Annotated in this window: 7 protein-coding genes; all 7 read left to right on the top strand. The window is 45.0% G+C overall.

All coding sequences use genetic code 11. The features are described 5' to 3' along the window. The first annotated feature begins 178 nt into the window (after positions 1-178). The 7 genes from ITG10_RS16770 (at position 179) to ITG10_RS16740 (ending at position 22,628) form a co-directional block, all read left to right on the top strand. Positions 179-958 (top strand): ATP-binding cassette domain-containing protein, encoded by a 780-nt coding sequence (locus tag ITG10_RS16770; RefSeq protein ID WP_026084455.1) that lies wholly within the window; start codon positions 179-181, stop codon positions 956-958. Continuing rightward, a complete protein-coding gene (locus ITG10_RS16765; RefSeq protein ID WP_017632932.1) occupies positions 955-1,893 on the top strand; it encodes an ABC transporter substrate-binding protein in 939 nt (312 codons plus the stop codon). The genes ITG10_RS16770 and ITG10_RS16765 overlap by 4 nt, the downstream gene beginning before the upstream one ends. Continuing rightward, positions 1,890-3,866 (top strand): Fe(3+)-hydroxamate ABC transporter permease FhuB, encoded by a 1,977-nt coding sequence (fhuB, locus tag ITG10_RS16760; protein ID WP_017632931.1) that lies wholly within the window; start codon positions 1,890-1,892, stop codon positions 3,864-3,866. The genes ITG10_RS16765 and fhuB overlap by 4 nt, the downstream gene beginning before the upstream one ends. A gap of 168 nt (positions 3,867-4,034) precedes the next feature. Further along, positions 4,035-5,690, top strand: coding sequence for a multidrug ABC transporter permease/ATP-binding protein (locus tag ITG10_RS16755; RefSeq protein WP_017632930.1), 1,656 nt, complete (start codon positions 4,035-4,037; stop codon positions 5,688-5,690). Between the two features lie 59 nt (positions 5,691-5,749). Continuing rightward, complete coding sequence (locus ITG10_RS16750) at positions 5,750-5,962, top strand: MbtH family NRPS accessory protein (protein ID WP_017632929.1); 213 nt, start codon at positions 5,750-5,752, stop codon at positions 5,960-5,962. Between the two features lie 92 nt (positions 5,963-6,054). Beyond that, on the top strand, positions 6,055-17,052 hold the full coding sequence (locus ITG10_RS16745) for a non-ribosomal peptide synthetase (protein WP_248386535.1): 10,998 nt from the start codon (positions 6,055-6,057) through the stop codon (positions 17,050-17,052). Next, positions 17,049-22,628 carry a non-ribosomal peptide synthetase gene (locus tag ITG10_RS16740; protein ID WP_017632925.1) on the top strand — a complete coding sequence of 1,860 codons (5,580 nt, stop codon included), beginning with the start codon at positions 17,049-17,051 and terminating at the stop codon, positions 22,626-22,628. Before ITG10_RS16745 ends, ITG10_RS16740 begins: the two co-directional genes overlap by 4 nt. Positions 22,629-22,636: the final 8 nt, after the last annotated feature.

The following is a 22,636-nucleotide window of genomic DNA, read 5'->3' as shown; positions in this document are numbered from 1 at the left end:
GAACGCTAACCCTTTAAATTATAGGGAAAAAGCTCGTATGGCATATAGTTTAATCTAAATGAAAATCGTTTGCATTTGAATTTTTGCAAGTGTATAAAAGCGTGTCTGTTAATGATTTTATGAATATGTTCGTATTTCATTAATTTTTTAGTGAATGATGTGTTTTAAGGTTGAAGATATGCTCGAAGCAAAGGGACTCGGTTTTAGCGTAGGGGATAAACAATTGCTCAAGACATTTGATGTGTCGTTTGAGCAAGGAAAAATTTACGCTTTAGTTGGGCACAACGGCTCCGGGAAGTCGACCTTATTAAAGTTGCTCGCTAAGCAACAGCACGCCACTTCAGGTGATATTTTTCTTAAAGATAAACCTGTAGCTAAGTGGTCAGATAAAGATTTCGCTCAGCAAATTGCCTACTTACCACAACATTTACCCGCAACCGATAGTCTATCAGGCAAAGATCTTGTGAGCTTTGGTCGTTACCCTTGGCATGGCTTATTAGGCCGACTCTCAAGTAAAGATAAGCAATACGTTCAAGAGGCGATGCAACTCACCGACACTATCCAATACGCTGATCGTTTAGTCGATACTTTGTCGGGTGGTGAACGCCAGCGTGTGTGGCTTGCGATGCTGTTGGCTCAGCGCACCAAATACCTATTGCTCGATGAACCACTAGCAGCGCTCGATATTGGTCATCAGATTGAAATGCTGACATTGATTAAGCAATTGAGTGAAACGTTAGAGATCGGTGTGATCATCGTGATACACGATATCAACATGGCAGCGCGCTTTTGCGATCATATCATTGCCCTTCATAGCGGGGAGCTATTGGTCGAAGGCGTGGTTGATGAAGTGTTCAAAGAGTCGATATTGAAAGACATCTATGGTGTACCTATGCACATTACTCAGCACTCGGCGGGTTACCCAGTCGCAATGCCTGGTGATTTGGAGACAGCATGATGTTTAGCCGTTATCTTCAACCTAGCTTTGTTCGTATGAACATTAGGCACTCCGTTGTTTCGAGTCTTGTTTGTGCGAGCTTATTGGCTGTTATTCCCGTTTCCGCTACTGAAAAAGACATGCTTGATGTTAGCGCAGCTCCAAGCCCGCGCTTAGTTTCGATTGATTGGACTCATACCGAAACGCTTTTGGCATTGGGTGTAACGCCAGTCGCCGTTGCTCAAATACCCGATTATAACTCATGGGTGAAATCCCCAGAGATTCCTCAAACCGTTGCGGATGTTGGCTTGCGAACGCAGCCGAACCTTGAACGTATTCATGAGCTTAAGCCAGATAAAATATTGCTCTCGCCGATGTTTTCTACGTTGGAAACTCAACTAAGCAAAATTGCGCCTGTCACGACGATTGGTTTGTACCGAAGTGGTGATGTGGATTGGTCAGCGTTAGAGCGCGTCACGCGACAATTAGCTGAGGTATCTGAAAAAGAGCCCCAAGCTGAAACTTTGATTGCACAGGCAAATGCAGAAATGGGTCGTTTAGGCACGCAGCTACCAAATAACGCGCCCGCTATGTTGATGGTGCAGTTCATGGACACTAACCACGTCCGCGTCTTTGGGAACAACAGTCTTTACAAAGCGTCAGTCAACAAGATTGGTCTTGAATCCGCGTGGAAAGGACAGACAAACGCTTGGGGATACAGTTTAGTCGGGGTCGACCAGCTGATCGGTGTTGATGGGCAAATTGTTATTATCTCTCCAATGCCTGCTGGAACAGAAGAGAGCCTGAAACAAAATCAGTTTTGGCAATACATAGTGAAGGAGTCGGGATATCCGGCGTTACAAGTTCCCGCTGTTTGGAGTTTTGGGGCTATTCCTTCCGCCACACGCTTTGCTCGTTTTATTGTGTCTGAACTGAATCAGGGAGAAGTGAAATGAGAGCTCTCTCGTTTGGTGTTTTGACACTGTTAATGGTGTCTACGTTGGCACTCATCGGCCAACACTTATCTGTTTCTCAGTTTGGACTGAGTCGGCTATCGAGTTTGTGGAGTGCAGACTTTTCTTCTCCTGATTCAGTGAAACTGCATTTGGCGTGGTGGCCAAGGCTGTTTTCCACACTGTTGTCAGGTGCTGCGCTAGCCGTTGCGGGTGTGTTGATGCAGCAAGTGCTTAGAAACCCATTGGCATCGCCTTCGACTTTAGGTGTTGCGAGCGGTTCAAGCTTTGCCCTTATGTTGGCAACCTTGTATGCCCCTTGGCTTTTAGAGTGGTCGTATTCGTTGGTCGCCCTTATTGGTGGCATTTCTACGATTGGTTTGGTGTTCGCATTGTCGTGGCGACGTGCCTTATCTCCAACCGTGGTCATTGTTTCTGGCTTAGTGGTCAACCTCTATTTTGGTGCTGTCAGCACCGTCTTGTTGATGATGAACCAAGATAAGCTCAACGGTTTGATGATTTGGGGCGCAGGTTCACTCGTACAAAGCGGGTGGGAAGATGTCCAGTACTTAGCTCCGCGCTTGGTTATCGCAAGTCTTGCCGCGTTTCTGTTTGCAAAGCCACTAAGTTTGCTCCAGTTATCAGAGCAGGGTGCTAAGAGCTTAGGTGTTTCATTACCTAAATTGAGAGTCGCTTGTCTTGGATTAGCAGTATTACTTACAGCTTGGGTTGTTAGCGCTGTGGGTGTTATCGGGTTTGTCGGTTTAGCTGCGCCAGCATTAGCACGTTTAATGGGTGTGCACCGTTTAGTGCCTAAGTTATTGGTTTCGATGGTACTTGGTGGTTTGTTATTGAGCCTTACTGATCTCTTGATTCAACAGCTGCCGGGCATTATGTCGATGTTTATCCCAACAGGTGCAGCAACCGCAGCGTTGGGTGCGCCACTGTTGTTGTGGCTATTGCCTAAGTTATCAATGAAAAGCCAGTCACAAACCCAGACTGTCTTAACGCGTCATAAGGAAGTGGCATCACGTTTAAACAAACATGCCGTGGTGTTGGCGAGCCTAGCTATTGCTTTGTCGCTGGTGGTGTTCAGTTTATTTTCAGTACAGACAGAAGGTTGGCGCTGGTTATTTCAAACTCAAGATTGGGCGATGCTTGAATGGCGTTTACCTAGGTTAGCCGCAGCTGCATTGGCGGGTGGCATGTTGGCGGTCGCTGGCACGATCGCTCAACGCTTGAGTGGTAATCCAATGGCGAGTCCTGAAGTTATCGGTATCAGTTCGGGTACGGCGTTAGGGTTGATCATCGCGATCTTTGCCGGGCTTGGAAGTAGCGTTATTGGTTTATATGTTGGTGGATTCATTGGTGCGGTATGTACTTTGGGCATCATTGTATTGCTCAATCAGAAGTCTGGTTTCCAGCCTGAAAGAGTTTTGCTGACAGGTGTCGCGATAACGGCATTAATGAATGCAGTACAGAGCTTTGTTTTAGCGGGCGGCGATCCAAGAAGTTATCAAGTTTTGGCTTGGTTGGCAGGTTCAACGTATTACGTCACCGAAGCAACGCTTGTTCCGTTATTGATATCGTCGGTTGTATTTATCTCGTTAGGTTTTCTCTGTGCGCGATGGTTGGATGTATTGCCGCTAGGGCAGGCGAGCGCGCAATCTCTAGGCATCAACGTATCAAAATCTCGAATTCTGTTGTTGGTGCTGGTCGCGTGCTTAACCGTGAGTGCAACACTGGTGGTTGGCCCGTTGAGCTTCATTGGGTTGATGGCGCCGCACATGGCTAAGCTTTTCGGATATAGCCGTGCCAAAGAACACCTTATCTGCTCTTCGCTAATCGGTATGGCATTGATGTTGTTCTCAGATTGGCTTGGTAGGCAATGGCTTTACCCACAAGAAATTCCAGCAGGTTTAGTGGCTTCGATTATCGGAGGCATGTACCTGATGTGGGGGCTGAGAAGGCTTTAGTGGAATGATGTTGATGACACCATTCTGATTGCTAATTGCTAATTGCTCGGTGGTGTAAACAACGCAGAAACAAAACAACAAAGTCACTTGGTTAGGCTTAAACGGGATTACCTTATCAATTTATCGATAATGATAATCACAATAATAATTAATTAAATGGTATGTGAGATGGGATTAATCCTATTACTGGCTGAAAAACAGAAAAAGTCATTGTCCCTTGTGATCTTGTTAAGTATTGCGAGCGCGTTTCTTAGTGTAGGGGTAATTGCGTTTATTCAGCACAAGTTGCTCGAGAGTAGTGAGCCACTTTCTAACACTTTGCTCCAGTTCACCTTGTTGTTGATTGGTTTGTTGGTGACAGCCACTTTCGCACAGGTCGCACTTCATAAATTGGGTCATAAGTTCGTTTACAACAAACGTTGTGAATTGGTTTCTCAACTCTTGAATACCGATATCGAACAAGTTGAAAAAGTAGGAAGTGCAGGGGTGCTTGCTTCACTGAATACCGATATTCGAAATATCACTATCGCATTCGTACATTTACCAGAGTTGATTTATGGCTTAGTGCTAACAGCGGTGGCTTTGGCCTACTTGGCTTTTTTGTCTATGCCATTGTTTGGTATCAGCTTATTAATGCTCTCTTTAACGGGTGTTGTTGGCTATATACTCGTTACACGCATCATCAAGCACGTTAAACAGGTTCGTGAATATGACGACAAACTGTATCACGATTACCAGTCTTTGATTGATGGTCGTAAAGAGCTCTCGTTAAATCCATTCAGGGCCAAACGTTACTTTGATGAAACTTTTTCGGCGAATGCGGAAGGCTATCGAAAAGAAGTGACACAAGCAGACATCTTAAATGGTTTTGCAGCCAACATGGCGAACACCGTTGTATTGGCGTTAATCGGTTTGAATTTTTACCTTGCGACGGGTTTGGGGTGGGCATCACTGGAAGTCGCTTCTACGTTCGCCTTAGTTGTGCTGTTCATGAGAACGCCATTGATGTCGGCAGTCGGCTCAATTCCAACATTGATCACCGCCAACATTTCGATGAAGAAATTGTCGTCGTTAGACTTGAGCACCGAACTAAGCCTCAACCCGAAGCTCGCGCAAACCAAAGTCTTCAATTCACTTGAACTCGTAGGTACCAGCTATCGATATCGTTCAGATTCTGATGGTGACTCTTTTGGTGTCGGTCCGATTGACATCAAGATCGAACGTGGTGAACACATCTTTATTATTGGTGGGAATGGTAGTGGAAAATCGACCTTTGCTCGCCTTCTAACAGGGCTTTACCGACCGCATTCTGGCCAGGTTTATGTCGATGGTAACGAAGTAACTCAAGAACATTGGCAAGACTATCGCCATCAATTCTCAGCAGTGTTCAGTGACTTTCATCTGTTTCATCAAATCGTCGATGGTGAAGGCCAAGACATCGAAAACCAAGATATTGATGAGTGGATGATACGACTTGAAATGGCGCACAAGGTCGAACATCAGCAAGGTAAGTTGAGCGACGTGAGATATTCGCAAGGTCAGCGGAAACGACTGGCATTGATGATGTCAGTACTCGAAAAACGTGGATGCATTCTACTTGATGAATGGGCCGCTGATCAGGACCCAAGATTCAGAAAACTCTTTTACCGCCAGCTACTTCCGCTACTTAAACAGCGTGGTGTGACTGTTATCGCGATTACTCATGATGACGCTTATTTTGATGCCGCAGACCGAATTTTCAAAATGGATACCGGCAACCTCATTGAGTTGAGTAAAGGGAATTTAGCTCAAGCGCACCAAGCACTAGAAAGTGTTGTCGCTTGAGTTTTTAAGAGCCAAGTTAGGCTCAAAAACACAATAAAACAAAGTTAGTTGAGGAAAGAATGAGTATTGATAGCCCAAATACAGAATTTACCGTTGTTATAAACGCGCAAGAACAATACAGCATTTGGCCAACTTATCACTTAGTGCCAAACGGTTGGATTGAGGTTGGAGTAAAAGGCAACAAAGAACATTGTCTTGAACACATCCGTGAAGTTTGGACCGATATGCGCCCGAAAAGTTTACGCGACGCGATAGCTGCCCTAGAAAACTAAACCCATTTAGCTTTTAGCCAATACCTGTACTTTTCGCCTGTCGTGGGCGAAGAGAGGGTTTCTGCAACCAAATTTCATGCTTAGGTAATAAAATGTCAGTGGATGATGAACAAATTTTGGATTCCGTAACACCTTGGAATCCGCTCTCATACTCTCAACAACGCTTGTGGTTATTTCAGCAATTACAACCGATGAGCCTAGCCTATAACTTGGGTGGCTTACTTTGGTTTGAAGGTAACGGTGTTACTGTTGAAAAGCTTCAACATTCATTAAACGAAATGGTATCGGCATTTCCTTCGTTACGTAGTCAGTTTGCTGAAGTTGAGGGAAAAGCCGTTCAACGAGTGATGCCTTTTAGTCCTGTTGAACATGATTATATCGACATGCGGGGTGATTCGAATACCGTCGAGTTTATCAATCAGGATGCTCGCCAACGTTGGCAACAGACTTTCAACTTGGTGGAAAGCAACCTAGCACGCTGCTGTATTTATCAAGTCGCTGAGCATCGCTTTGCTGTGTTGCTTGCGACACATCACATCGTCACTGATGCTTGGTCATTTCAAATCAAAATTAAGATGCTGGTGAATTCGGTTGCAGGTAAAATCTACAATGGGAAAGAGGTTCAAAGTTATCTTGACTACGCAGCAGAGCAGACCAGTGCAGAAACGTCTGATCTCTATAAGCAACAGAAAGCAGCATGGGTCGAGAATCAGTTTATCGGTGAAGAGTCGCTCTCGATCTCAAATCTTAGCGACCAATCGCGAGATACTTACGGGGCGAGACATGAGCTTGTTAGCTTGTCTAACGAAACCAATGAATCAATCAAAAAGTTAAGCAGTGAGTTAGGCGCGACCAAGTTTGAGGTGTTAGCGTCTGCAATGATGCTCACGCTACGCCAGTATTCTTCTAATGTTCATCCTTCTATTTGTGTCCCTGCGCTAAACCGTAATGCTAAGAATCGCAGAACGGTTGGCTTTTATGTGAATAGTGCGGTGATGGGCTATCGCATTGACGCAGAAATGACGCTGTCTCAATTGGTCAACAACACTCAGGCTTCAATGAAAGCGTCGCTAGCCTACGAAAGTACACCATTAGAAGCGCTAACCTGCGACTTACCACTTCCTACAACGGCACTGAACTTCCGGAATCATGGTGGTAAATTCTCGCTGAACACCAACGGAGTTTCGGCCGAGTTTGAAGAATTCCCAGTACTAGAAACTCCATTTGAATTGGTGTTGGACGTTATTAATAAAGGCGACGCTCCACTGCGGTTTGTCTATGCAAAAGAGAAGTTCACTCGTCCGTTTATCACCAAATTCATCGAGAGCTTTAAAGTAAACTTAACGACCATTGTTCAATCACCAGATGCAGCTGTAGCGTCGGTAAATGCAATCTCAAGCAAGGACATGAGGTTAATAGACCAATATGGTTCGGGTGATCATTCTTGGCACTATCGTCCGTTTACTGATTTAGTGACGGAGCAAGCCGTTAAGTGCCCGAATAGTATTGCGTTAAAACACCAAAATGAGTCAATGAGCTATCTAGAGTTGGAGACTCGTTCAAACCAGTTGGCGCATTCGATTTTGTCTCAAAAGACCACGTCAAAATCACCGATTGGTGTGATGATGGAGCGTGGCGTCGATATGATCGTGTCAATGATCGCCGTTCTGAAAGCGGGCGCGCCTTTCTTACCCTTAGACCCAGATTACCCAACCGAACGATTGAATTTTATGTTGGAAGATAGTGGGGCAGAACTACTCCTGACTCATTCTAAATCTAGGTCTAGATGCACCGATGCATTAAACAGTAGTGATGGTGTTACTCAGTTCTGTGTTGAGAGTGCAGAGCTTTCAGGTTTGCCTTCAGATAATTCTTTTAAACGTCCGTTGGCCGAAGAGCTGGCCTATATCATCTATACCTCTGGTTCAACGGGAAAGCCAAAAGGCGTCACCATATCTCATGAAGGTTTGAGCATGCACGTTCAAACGATTGGTCAGCGATATGGCATGAGTGAAGATGACGTTGAACTGCACTTTGCATCGATTAGTTTTGATGGTGCGGTTGAACGTTGGACTGTGCCTTTAGCCTTTGGTTCTCGCTTGGTGATTCGCGATCAAGAGTTATGGACTGCGGAAAAGACCTGCGATGTACTGCAACAAGAAAAAGTGACCATCGCTTGTTTTCCTCCAAGCTATGTCGGTCCGTTACTCGACTGGATTGAAGCGACAAAACCGCCATTGGCACTGCGGTCTATTACTTTGGGTGGTGAAGCGTTCACTCGAGAGACCTTTGAACGAATCCAAGACGTGTTAGCGCCCCCACGAATCATTAACGGTTATGGTCCAACAGAAACGGTTATCACGCCGATGATTTGGGAAGCGTATGCACAAGATTCAATGGAGAGCGCATACGCGCCGATTGGAACTCCAGTCGGTGACAGAAAGCTGTATGTACTTGATTCTGAGTTAAGCCAAGTGCCATTTGGCTGCAGTGGTGAGTTGTACATTGGTTCTGAAGTGGGTTTAGCTGAAGGTTATTTGAAAAAGCCTAATTTAACTGCTGAACGTTTTGTTCCTGATCCATTTTCTAATAATGGCGAGAGGATGTATCGAACGGGTGACCTCGTTCAGTGGCGCGATGATGGCATCATGGAGTACCTAGGTCGGGTAGACCAACAGGTTAAAATTCGTGGGTTCCGTGTCGAACTAGGGGAGATCGAATCCCAACTTCAGGCGCTTTCAGGTGCGGAGTTCTGTGCTGTTGTTGATCACGAATCTCCTACGGGTAAAAAGCTTGTCGGTTATGTTCAGCTAAGTGAAGGGCAACAAAGCGAGACTCAAGCAAATGAGGTCGAACTAAACGATGTTTTATCGCGAAGTACTCATAGAAATGAAGAAGCGCGATGGATTGAACAATTGGGACAAACGCTGCCTGATTACATGGTACCTGCCTGTATTACTGTGCAAAACAAGTTGCCACTGACACCTGCAGGTAAGGTTGATAGAAAGCAATTGCTTGCGCCTGATTGGTCTGAGCTTCACACCGAACAAGGTAAAGTTGAGAACGAACAACAACAACTTCTGGCTGATATTTGGTGTGATCTACTTAAGGTTAAGAGTGTTGGAGCGAATAGCCAATTCTTTGCGCTAGGTGGTGACTCGATTATGGCTCTTCAACTAGTCGGAAAGTTGCGTCAACAAGGTTTGATGTTATCGCCAAAACAAGTTTTCGATTTTCCGAAGTTAAGTGATATGGCGGACAATCTGACAGAAACCAAGCTGGTCAAAGCTGAGCAGAATAAGCTCCAAGGGGAAGTCGCACTGCTACCCATTCAGCAAAGATACATTGATCATTTTAAACTGAGTCGTTGTAATCAATTTATCCAGTTTAATTGGCACTACCCAGTAGATGTTGAACGATTGACTGCTTCATTCAAAGGTCTTGTTGAACACCACGACGCATTGAGACTGCACTTTGCTCATTCGTCGGACTCTTCATTAAAAGCGACGGCAAATTATCAAGACAATGCCGAGTTTGCTATTCATTCATTTGAAGACGAGATAAACCTTACACAAGTTCAGGCGAGCATAGATCTAACTCACGGTGTCATTGGTGCTGTCGGAACTCGCAGCCTGAACAAACAGGGAGAACTTGGTCAGCAAAGCGAAATTTTAATTGCGATTCACCATCTCGTTGTAGACGCACTTTCGTGGCCTGTGATTATTGAAGATCTTGCTAAGCTTTATAATGCATATCAAGAAGCTTATGACACTCAAGATTCGTCCCAAAAAGCATCACCTGAACTCTTATTGGGTCAAAAGACTCATCATCAAGGTAACTGGGGCCATACCTTAAGTACATTGACGATATCTGAAGATCAAAAAATGTACTGGACAGAGCAAACGAAATCACCGCTTTATCCTACAAAACGTGGAAAGCCAATTGCGATGCAATGGCATACTCCTTTATCAAAAATCAATGCTCTAAATAAAGCTGGCCAAGAATTTGCTCGCCTCACTCCGGAACAAATTGCATTCATTGTGAGTGCTTTAACGGTCAGTTCGTTAAACCAAGGAAAGGCGTTAACCATTCATCGTGAATCTCACGGTCGCTATACCGAAAACTCCGGGGTTGATTTAAGTCGAACTGTCGGGTGGTACACATCATTATATCCGCAAGCCGTTCCTGCTCTTGATTCGTTGGAAGAGTGGGTTAAATCCCTCAAAGATAATTGTAATGCAGACGAGTTTGGCGGCGTCACGTTTCATGCTGGCGTAATGCAAAATCTTTGGCCTCATGTTGGTGATATGGATGTGCTGTTTAACTATCTAGGCAATCTCACTCAACAGATGAATGACGCGGTTGAGGTAACAAATACGGGCTTATGGCGTGATGAATCAAACGCTGCAGATGCGGCGATCGTTATCAATGCTTCTGTGCACACTGAGCACTTAACATGGGATGTTGAGTTGGATAGCCACAGTTTCAAACAAGTTGAAGTTGAGGCACTACATGCGGCATTTGATAGCAGCATCGAACGTTTACATGAACTGTTTATTGAAGCCAATCCGGTATTGACCACCAGCGATGTACCATTGGTTGAATTGACCCAAACCCAATTAAATCAACTTTGTGCTGGTGCAAGTTTATCAAGTCCATCAGTTGCATCAAGCTCATTACCTCGAACAATTTTACCGTTATCAACCTTACAACAAGGTCTCTATTTCCACGCGAAGCTCTCTGAAAGTAATAGTACGTACGTCAATCAGATAACGTTGCCTTTAAACAACGTTGATGTGACAAAGATGATTGATGCTTGGCAAGGTGTAATGAATAGACACCAAATGCTGCGTTCTACATTGTTCTCATTTGATGGTGGGGCTTACCTTGCCGAATGGCCAGAGCTTAGTCTGGATTACACGATATTGGATGTTCGAAAGCGTAGCCAATTTGACCTTGATTCCTACAAACAGAAAACGATTGAGCAAGGCTTTGAGTTAGAGCAGTTTGTTGACCATGCAAAAGTAAAACCTTTGTGGCGCGTCGATTTCGTTCAAACCCATGATGATCAAGTGCAATGTATATTTACGATCCACCACATTCTAATGGATGGATGGAGTACGGGCGTACTACTCAGCGATTTGTTTGCCTTGTATCAAGGCCATACTGTTGCACCAGTCAAAGGTGAGTTTTCAGACTATTTGTCTTGGATACAGAACCAAGATAGTCAGCAGTCTAATCAGTATTGGCAGCGCTACCTTCAAAACATGGAATCACCAACACGTTTGGTTGAATCTTTTGGAAAACCGAATGCCGAGGTCACTGAGTCTAACGTATCCAGATTCCATCGTTACAATGACGACTATTCATCTGAGACCATCAGCGAATGGTTACCTAAGCTAAAACAAGCGGGTGTGACGCTTAACACGTTAACTCAAGCAGCTTGGCTACTGACATTGAATCGCTTCACCGGGCAAGAGAGCCCAGTTTTTGGTAATACGGTAGCGGGGCGTCCGACAGAACTGGCTCATAGTGATTCGATGGTGGGTTTGTTTATTAATACGTTGCCTATCTCACATCGAATTGATCTTTCTAAATCAGTATCTGAATGGATGTTAGAGATTCAAACATCATCCAGTGATCAGCGTGAGTTCAGTTATTCTTCTCTGTCTGATATCCAAGCACAAACTGGGTGGTCTGGTGAGAATCTATTCGACACCTTAGTGGTTTTTGAAAACTACCCATTGGATGAAGCACTTCTAAATAGTGAAGGGAACGGTGAATTTAGCATTGGTGAGCCAGAAAGTTATGAGTTTACCCATTACCCGTTAACCTTGGCTATTTTGCCGAGCGAGTCGCTTCGCATTGTTTTTGCTTACGACGAGGGCAAGTTTACACCCCAGCAAATAGAAGCCCTGTGTGCGACTAATCGACACTATCTAACTCAACTTGTCCAACACTTAACGGCAGACTTAGGACGACTGCCAGAATTGGCTCCAGAGCAGGTGAGTGAGCTTGGGTCATTTGACCGTGAACCAGAGGCTTGGACGTTTGAACCGTTTACCGACTTAGTAGCAAAGCAGATGTTACTGCGTCCTGATAATGAAGCGCTAGTATCGAACGTTGAGGTTAATAATGGACAACAAAGACAGCATTTAACTTATCAGCAGGTGGTTGAACAGAGTGAGGCGATAGCTTCAAGGCTCATTACTGAAGGTGTTGAACGCGATGATATTGTTGGTGTGCTCTTTGAGCGTGACTGCAATATGCTGGTGGTAATGATGGGTGTCATGAAAGCAGGCGCGGCTTTCTTGCCACTAGATCCTTCATACCCCCAAGAGCGCTTAGACTTTATGGTCAAAGATAGCGGAGCGCGTGTTTTGGTTCATGATTTATTAAGTGAATCGTTAGCGAATCGTATTAAGAACCAAGCTAAAACTATCGGCTATAGCTCGTTTGATTTAACTGAAACCCTCAGCCAAAAGCCTGCGATATTACCTGACCAACTGGCTTACATGATCTACACATCGGGTTCGACTGGCAAGCCGAAAGGGGTTTGTGTGTCGCAACAAGGGTTGAGCATGCATGTCCAAACTATCGGACAGCGATACGGCATGACAGCAAACGATGTAGAGCTACATTTTGCGTCAATCAGCTTTGATGGCGCCATTGAACGTTGGACTGTGCCATTGGCATTCGGTTCACGCTTGGTTATTCGAGACCAATCATTGTGGAGCGCTCAACAAACCTGCGATGTATTAACACGTGAACAGATCACTATTGCGTGTTTCCCACCAAGTTATGTGCTGCCGCTGTTAGAGTGGATTGAGGGCTGTAACCCCGAACTCTATGTGCGTTCGTGGACATTAGGTGGCGAAGCCTTCACTCGTGATACCTATTTCCAATTGCAACGCGTTCTAAAACCTAAGCGAATCATTAATGGTTACGGGCCAACCGAAACCGTTGTCACGCCAATGATTTGGGAGGCGTATCCAGAAACCGAATTAGAAAGTGCTTACGCACCTATCGGGAAAGCCGTCGGAAATCGAACTTTATACGTGCTGGATTCGGCATTAAACCGTGTTCCTGCAGGTGTTTCAGGAGAGCTCTATATAGGGGAAGAAGTTGGGCTCGCAAGAGGTTACTTTGAACGTCCTGATCTAACATCTGAACGTTTTATTCCTGATCCATTCTCAAGTAATGGTGAGCGAATGTATCGAACTGGAGATGTGGTGAAATGGCGTTCAGATGGCGTTATGGAGTATCTCGGTCGTAGCGACGAACAGGTTAAGATGCGAGGGTTTAGAGTTGAGCTTGGTGAAATAGAATCTCGCCTACAAAAGATCACCGGTTCGGAGCAGTGTGCGGTCATTGCTTGTGACAGCCCATCAGGTAAACAGCTGGTGGCATATATACAAAGCGATAACGAGCTATCTAATGATAAGGCTCTGAAAGATCTTGCCAGAGATCTTCCTGATTACATGGTGCCTAGCCAAGTTGTCAAAATGGATAAGATTCCTTTAACTCCAGCAAGTAAAGTCGATAAAAAGCGCCTACCGATGCCAAACTGGCAAGAGGAAGCTAGCTCAGAGTATATAGCGCCAATTGGGGAGATGGAGTTAGCGTTAGCAAATCAATGGCAAGTGCTATTTAGCAAAGAGAAGATAAGCCGTGAGGATGACTTCTTTGCTTTGGGCGGTCAATCGCTATTGGCGACCCAACTTGTAGGAAGGCTGAACCAACAAGACAACATCAGGCTGCCGTTACAGGCGGTATTTGATACGCCATTGCTTAAAGACCTTGCTGCTCAATGTGTGGTGTTAGACCCTCAAAGTCGAAGAGAAATGGCTGTCATCGAGCGCGTGTCACGACTGCCATACATGCCGGCTTCTGCTGTACAGAAACGATTGTGGTTCGTTCAACAACTGCTACCAATCAGTGCCGCTTACCACATGCCTTTAGGACTTAAATTTAATGGGGATGTGAACGTCACGGTTCTTGAGCGAGCAATCAATATTCTGATTGCTCGTCATGAAATCTTGAGGACGAACTTTAGCCAGGTTGAAGGTGAGCTGATGCAATCTATTCATGCTGAGCGAGAAGTTCCTCTTGGTCTCCATGCTCACTTTGCATCCGATGAACACAGGTTGTCTGCGTACCAAGATCTGATTGCTAAACCGTTTGATTTTTCTGAAGGTTCGCTGATTCGATTTGATTGGATAATCGGTAAACCTGAGACATCAGCGAATGTTAAACAGGGCGAATTGCTTATTGTCGCGCACCATATTATTTGTGATGGAATCGCCATGCAGCAACTGCTTTCAGAATTGGCTGATTGCTATGTGTCCATGATCAGAAGTGAAGAGAAAACGAAACGACAGGGGCTACGAACACCTGAAATTACGAATGATTTTCAGTACGCAGACTATGCGAATTGGCAAAAGCAGTGGCTTGAATCTGAAGAAGCATCCGAACAAAAAGCATGGTGGTTGAATGCGCTGAAATATGACATTGAACCACTGGTATTGCACAGTGACTTGTCGAGAGAACAAGCGGATACGCGAGGTAACCGACTCCACTTTGAACTGACAAGTGAGCAAGTTTCCAATATCACTGCATTAGCTGTATCGCATAACACGACTCCTTTTAATGTCATGCTGACGTTGTGGCACTTGCTGATGCACAAGTATTCCGGCCAAGAGCAAGTACGTGTTGGTGTGCCAGTTGCGGGTCGAACGCAGATTGAAACACAGACGATGCAAGGCTGCTTCATTAACAGTTTGGTTATTCCGGCTCAATTTAGTGGAGAACTGTCTTTCTCTGGTTTACTGAATCAAGTGAAGTCATTCACCGAACAGGCACTACAGCGACAAGGCTTCCCATTTGAAATGTTGGTTGAATCACTGGGGATTACCGGAAATCTGCGCTACCACCCAGTGTTCCAAACCAGTTTCAACTTCCAGAGCTTTGATGAGCAATCCTTGTTCGATTGGCAAGGACTCGATGTCGAGCCATTTGATCCGGGTGTTGTGAATGCTCAGCTCGAAATCGGTATGGATATCCAACAGATGTCCGAAAGTAAGTGGCTTGGTTTCGTAAGCTATGTGTCTCCGATTTTCACGCAAGATTTCGCACAAGCGTTGCTTGAGCATTGGCTATTACTTTTAGATAGGATAGCTACAAATAGTGATAAGTTAGTTAGCCAACTTCATTTGATCGATGAGAATGCAACACAACAAAGTCGAGCGTTCAATAACACCTCCCTTGATTGGGGTACGTTCGTGACGCCGTCACAAGCGATTCAACAGCAAGCTGAAAAAACACCAGATGCCGTCGCCTTATCTATGCAAGGTAATACCCTTACATACAAACAATTTGATGATCGTGTCAACCAACTCGCTAACTGGCTGCGTGAGAGAGGGGTTACTAATGAAACGCGTGTTGGTTTAGGACTTGAACGTTCGTTTGACTTAGTGGTTGGTTTGCATGCTATCACTCGTGCCGGTGGTGCTTATGTGCCATTGGATCCAAGTTATCCGGCAGAACGACTTCAGTATATATTGCAGTCGGCGAATATAGACTTGCTGCTTACGGATTCAAGCTCAATGCACTTGTGGCCAGAAAGTGAGGGCTGCGAATATCTCGATTTAAGCCAGCTAGATACGTCAGCGCAGTCATCAATGCCACCATTAGTTCACTGGCATCCAGAGCAGGCGTTGTATGTGATCTTTACTTCTGGTTCAACGGGCCTGCCAAAAGGAGTGGTGAACACCCAAGCCGCATTACAAAACCGTTTGAATTGGATGCAACAAGAATATGCACTCAATGAATCCGATTGTGTGTTGCAGAAAACGCCATTTAGCTTTGATGTTTCGGTATGGGAGTTCTTCTGGCCATTGATGACTGGTGCACGCTTAGCGATCGCGCCGCCTGAAGCTCATCGCCAATCAAGTGTCCTATCCGAAGTCATTCAACAAGAACAGGTGACAACACTTCATTTTGTGCCATCGATGTTGAACGCATTCTCGGTAGAAACAGACATATCAGACTGTGTCTCTTTAAAACGCATTATCTGTAGTGGTGAAGCACTACCTGCCGACCTTGTTGATCAAGTGCTTAATAACGCTCCAGTTGAATTACATAACCTATACGGGCCTACAGAAGCGGCTATCGATGTGACGTATTGGCCGTGTGAGTTACCCGTGTCTAAGCGTATCCCGATAGGTTATGCGATCAGTAATACTCAGCTACATGTACTTGATGACAACTGGAACCCTGTGCCGATTGGTGTTCCTGGTGAATTGTATTTAGCGGGTATTGGATTAGCGCGTGAATATCTAGCTCGCCCGGACCTTACCGCAGACCGATTCGTACCCAATCCGTTTGGCGCATCAGGAAGCCGAATGTACCGAACGGGTGATCAAGTTATTCAACTTGCTGATGGTCGATTGGAATATTTGGGTCGTTTGGATAACCAAGTCAAAATTCGCGGTTTGCGCATTGAGTTAGAAGAAATCGAAAATGTGATCAATCAACTCGAATGGGTAGAAGAGTCTGCTGTGATTGCGTTTAAGCATCAAACTGGCGACCAATTGGTTGGCTATGTCATCGACTCCAATTGGGATCAAGACAAACCAGATCTTGTAAACAAACACCTTTCTGAACATCTCCCTGACTACATGGTGCCAAGTATATTGGTTGGGTTGAGTGAGATGCCACTTTCTCCAAACGGTAAGCGTGACAGAAAGGCTCTGCCGGCTCCGGAATGGCAGTCAATCGAATACCGCGCTCCCGAAACGGAGTTGGAATTGTGGTTTGCGAGTAATTGGGAAGAGGTTCTAGAAGTCCCTCAAGTGGGCTTAGACGACAACTTCTTTGCTCTGGGTGGTCATTCACTATTAGCAACTCGAGTGGTCGCTAAGGCACATCAAGAGCTTGGTTTAGAGGTGGTACTGAAAGACTTTTTCGAGGCCAATAACCTGCAGGCGTTAACGGATAGCTTGCAAGCTCAATATCAAACACAAAATGAACATCAACAAGACGAATTCGATGCCATGGCAGCATTGATGGACGAACTGGAGCTGCTATGAACGACCCAATAGACAAGAACAATCTACAAACAAAGAGTCAGTCAAAAGCGACGACTCAACCCAAGGCGACTAACCAAGGACAAATCGATAGACACGCGTTAGCAAAACGTTTTCTACAACTGGGAAAACCAGAGCAAATCAAGTTTATCGAACTGCTGAGTAACAAAGGTTTAGATTTCGAAAAACTACCTATTGTTGCGGTTGGTTCTGAGCAGAAAGTCTCGCTGTCTCCGGCACAACAACGTTTGTGGGATATTTATCGTCTAGACAAAGGCAACAGTGCCTACCATATGTCGGGGACGTTCAAAGTTAATGGTGATTTGGATATTGACCGATTAACCCAGCTCGTCAACCAAGTCTTAGAACGCCATGATGTGTTGAGAACACGCTTTATTACCAGTGCCACAGAGCAGGTTATTCAGTTTGTCGACAAAGCGGCGGTGATGCATCCGGTTGGTGTTGATGCTCAAAGTTGGAATCAAGAGCAAATTCAAGACGCCGAGCAGGAGTTTATTGGCAAAGCGTTTGAGCTTGAGACTGAACTGCCAATTCGTATGCAATGTTTACGAACCGGTGATCATTCGTGGAAGCTACAGCTTGTCATGCATCACATCGTTTCTGATGGTTGGTCGATTGGCGTATTTTTAAATGAACTCGTTACGCTTTATCAACAAGGTAAATTGCCAGAGTTAGCGATTCAATATCGTGATTATTCTCATTGGCAAAGCGCGTTATTGGATGCGGGGAAAGGGCAGCAACATATTGAGTTTTGGAAGCGTGAGCTTTTACAAACAGATCAAAGCCCACTGTTCCCTTGGCATAGTGACGTTACACCAAATCAAAGACGCATTGCTGGTTCGATCAGCTATGAACTCAATGAGTCGCAATCTGACAAACTAAAACAGATTGCGCGTCAGTTGTCGGTAACGACTTCGAGCTTATGGTTAGGGATATGGCAGGCTGCTTTAGCCAAGGTAACGTATCGCACAGATATATCAGTCGGTGTACCGATGGCGAATCGTACCCGCCACGAAGTGTCTAATCTGATAGGCTTTTTTGTGAATACTATGGTTATTCAGCAATCCATAACGCCTAACAGCTCTTTATCTGATGTGATTGAAGGAGCCCACAACAAAGTACTTGAGGCGCAAGAACATCAACTATTGCCATTCGATCAGTTAGTCAGTGCTTTCACGGCTGAGCAAAACGACGGTGAGCCAAAGAATTACGAACGAAAAGCAGGACAAACTCCCTTGTTTCAAGTGCTTTTTAACCATCAAAGTTCGTTGGCTGATGAGATTCAATTAGATAGCCAACTTACATTGAAGGCTGAGCAACAAAACGGGGAATTTGCGTTATTCGATATTGCACTGGATATCCGTGAGACAGAGCGAAAAATAGGTGTCGTGCTCACGTATTCAAAGGATCGAATCGATTCTGATGTGATGGTTGAGTTGAATGCTGTACTTGAACATCTCATCGGCAGTCTGGAGTCGCATGTAGATAACAACCTGGCCCGAATCAATCACCTCACACGACACGATGCATCTGTTTTAGAAAAACTATCGCAACCAGAAGGTGAGTGGGAGTTTCAGTCAATTGTTGAACTTATTGGAGTTCAAGCCAAAGCACGACCTGATGCCATCGCACTAAAGCATCAAGACTTTGAGTTGAGCTACACGCAATTGGATTCGGCATCATCAGAATTGGCGTCCAAACTTGTCGCTAAAGGCGTAGTTCGAGATCAAGCGATCGGTGTGTTGTTCGAGAGAGGCGTCGAAATGATTGTCTCTATGGTTGCAGTCATGAAGGCGGGCGGGGCATTTCTACCACTAGACCCTGATTATCCAACTGAGCGTCTTGCATATATGGTTCAAGATTCTAAGGCGGGGTTTGTGATTACCCAGCAAGGCCTAGAGCTCCGTTGGCAAAACATTCAATCTGAGTTTGACGTTTCATTACCAAAAGTAAGTTCTTTCATTTATCGCCAGCAAGACTTAACTCAATCTTTAGGTAACGGACAATGTTTACCAACTGAATTAATGCCAACGATACTCCCTGAACAATTGGCATACATCATTTATACCTCCGGTTCGACAGGTAAACCGAAAGGCGTGGCAGTCAACCACAATGGTTTGTCTATGCACGTTCAAACTATTGGCAAGCAATATGGTATGACACCAGAAGACGTTGAGCTGCACTTCGCTTCGATTAGCTTTGATGGTGCCGTTGAGCGTTGGACAGTGCCGTTAGCTTTTGGTAGCAAGCTTGTCATCCGAGATCAAGAGTTGTGGAGTGTTGAGAAAACTTGCGAGGTGCTGTGCAATGAAAAGATTACCATTGCCTGTTTCCCGCCGAGTTACGTGGGTCCGTTGCTTGATTGGATTGAATATCAAAAACCATCTATCAATGTCCGCTCCTGGACACTTGGTGGCGAAGCCTTTACCGCTGAAACCTATCAACGTTTGCAAAAGGTCGTGAACCCTTCGCGTATTATCAATGGTTATGGTCCAACAGAAACCGTAGTCACACCGATGATTTGGCGTGCATACCCTCAGGATAAATTGGACAGTGCGTATGCTCCGATTGGTCAGCCTGTCGGCGAACGTCGTTTGTACATATTGGATTCGCAACTCAATAAGGTCGCACTTGGCGCCGTTGGGGAATTATACATCGGCGGTGAAGTCGGGTTGGCTCGTGGATATTTAGACCAACCGGATTTAACTTCTGAGCGGTTCATACCTGATCCTTTCAATACAGATGATACGACTAGTCGAGATAGCTCTTACAAACGAGCAGGCCAACGTATGTATCGCACTGGTGATTTGGTTCGTTGGAATCAAAGTGGCGTGATGGAATATATAGGGCGCGTGGATCAGCAGGTTAAAATCAGAGGGTTTCGAGTTGAGTTAGGAGAAATTGAAAGCCGCCTTCAAGCACTATCTAAGGTTGAGCATTGCGTTGTTGCAGTGAAAGAGGCCGGCCAACAAAAACAGTTGTTTGGTTATTTGCAGAGTAGCGAGCCTGACCGTTTTGATCTTGATGAGATTCTCGAAGCGCTTTCACGAGAGTTACCCGATTACATGGTCCCAAACCAATTAATGCTCTTGGATAAATTGCCTTTAACACCTGCTGGTAAAGTTGATAGAGCCTCGCTCCCCGCTATGGATGAGAACGTTCAATCGATCGCGACAGTTGTGTTACCTGAAACCGAACAAGAGGCGTTGCTCGTAGATATATGGCAGCAGCTACTCGGCATAGATCAAGTGAGTTGTGCGGATAACTTCTTTGCATTGGGAGGTGATTCGATACTTTGCTTGCAAATGGTGAGTAAAGTACGCGTTGCGGGCTACAACTTAACACCACAGCAAGTCTTTGAAGGCAAAACGTTAACTGACCTAGCCGAAGCCTTGGATATCCATAAGGCAGCAACAGAGCGTGTTTTGACCGAAGAAGTGTTTGGCTTAATGCCGATCCAGGCTCATTTCTTTGCTCAAGAGTTTCCTGAGCCTGATCATTGGAATCAGCATATCTGTGTTGAGCTTAAGCAAGACATGAATACCGACTATCTGGAATTGGCGATTCAGGCGTTGGTTAAACAACACCCAAGTTTGAGGCTCGCATTTAAACAGCATCAAGGTCGTTGGAAACAACAGTATCAACCTTATCAAGAACGCCAATACCTTTGGATAAGCTCAGTGAGCTCTGAAGATGCATTTTCAGCATTTGCACAAGAGATTCATCAAAGCATGGATATCGATACTGGTCGATTAATTCAGGCCGGTTACGTGCAATGTTCAGAATCCCCAAATCGCTTGATGATAGCTATTCACCACTTAGCTGTGGATGGTGTGTCTTGGCGAATTCTGTTAGATGACCTTTGGAAGGTGTATCAACAACAAGTTGCGGGGCAAGCTATCCAGTTAATGCCGAATTCGAGTGAAATCAATGAAACCGTCCGTCAAGTTGAACACTGGTCGACTACTGAGCAAGGAAAGTTGATGCAATACGCTTGGCATAAGTTGGTCCAGAAATCGTCAAATTCAGTCAAGAATAAGCAAGAGCTTCCTCCTGCGCTTTATCAAAATAAACAGGTTTACAAAACTGAACTATCGAATGACTTCACTCAAACGTTATTGCGTGTTTCAAACACCAATCACGGAGATATCCAAAGCGTGTTGATTGCTGCATTAGTGTCAGTATTAACAAGTGAAGCGCAATCTGAGATTCCTCTGTATTTAGAGGGACATGGTCGAGAAGATTCTGTTTTCTCAGGCGTTGATCTATCAAGAATGGTGGGTTGGACGACCAGTTTGTACCCAATGATTGGGCATTTCCAACCTGATATTCTTGATGTGCTCAACCAAACCCAAAGCTATCAAGAAAGCGTTAAGAAAGATGGCGGTATCGGCTATGGCGTAAGGTATTTAAACAAAGACACGACCGATAGTTTTCGAGCAAGCGCAACGTTTAACTATCTCGGCCAGTACTCAAGTGACGGCTTCGCACACTGGTGTACACCTATCGAAGACGGAAGCCTACCTCAATCCGGACTAAATCAGATGTTGACGCCACTTGTTGTTAACTCTCAGGTTGTGTCTGGGCAGTTAAGCCTGTCATGGGAGTTTTCGAAAACGCACTATTCATTAGCGGGCATCGAGCAAATAGCAGAGCAGTATGTTGAGCGTTTAACGGCGCTTGTCAGTGCTATGAAACAAGAAGCGAAAGTAACAAATAGTAATCAGAGCTTAGCCAATCTGCGACTGGTAGAAAAACTCAATAATACAACGTGCGAGAATGAACCTGTTTTCTGTATTCACCCTGTGACAGGGCGTGTGACGGGTTACCAGAGACTCGCACAAGCACTCGAAGGAGATAGAAGTGTATTTGGCATAAAGTCACAGAGCTTTGTATCAGAGAGCGTATTTGATTCCTCGTTTAATGATATGGCCGAGACGTACTACCAAACGATCAAACAGATCCAGCCTCATGGTCCTTATCGATTAGTCGGATGGTCATTAGGTGGGGCACTTGCTCAGGAAATCTCATTACGTTTAGAGAGGAATGGCGACGATATAGCGTTTGTTGGGTTACTCGATTGCTATGTGCCAGGCACTGAAATTGCTGAAGACCAATGGGACTCACCAACCTCAAAAACCAAACTCATGGAACATATTTCATTGCTGCTTGGTTCAATTACGAAAGCGCAGGGGCAGAGATGTTTAGAGTTGCTCGATTCAGTACCTCCTCAAAGGTGGCCAGAAGTCTTTAATACATGGTTGGCGGAAAATAACTTCGACCGCTACATGGCGGACAACGCAAAACAAATGCTCTATAGCTGGGCTGTTGAACAACACATGCGTGCTTTGTGTCGCGGGTATCAATTACCGAGCATAAAAACCCAATTGCATTGTTGGTGGGCAGGACAGCCAAATGGTCGCTCAGAGCTGTTATCAAAAGGGTTGAATAAGCATAACAACCTCCAATATTCCGCTGTTATAGACACGGATCATTTAGGTATCGTTCAGAATAATCAAGTAATCAAAGACTTATACAGACATTTGTATTGTGAATAATTTTATAA

Source organism: Vibrio sp. ED004, assembly GCF_023206395.1.
GTDB lineage: Bacteria > Pseudomonadota > Gammaproteobacteria > Enterobacterales > Vibrionaceae > Vibrio.
The sequence above is the reverse complement of the archived record's forward strand: the minus strand, read 5'-3'. Positions and strand labels throughout refer to the sequence as shown.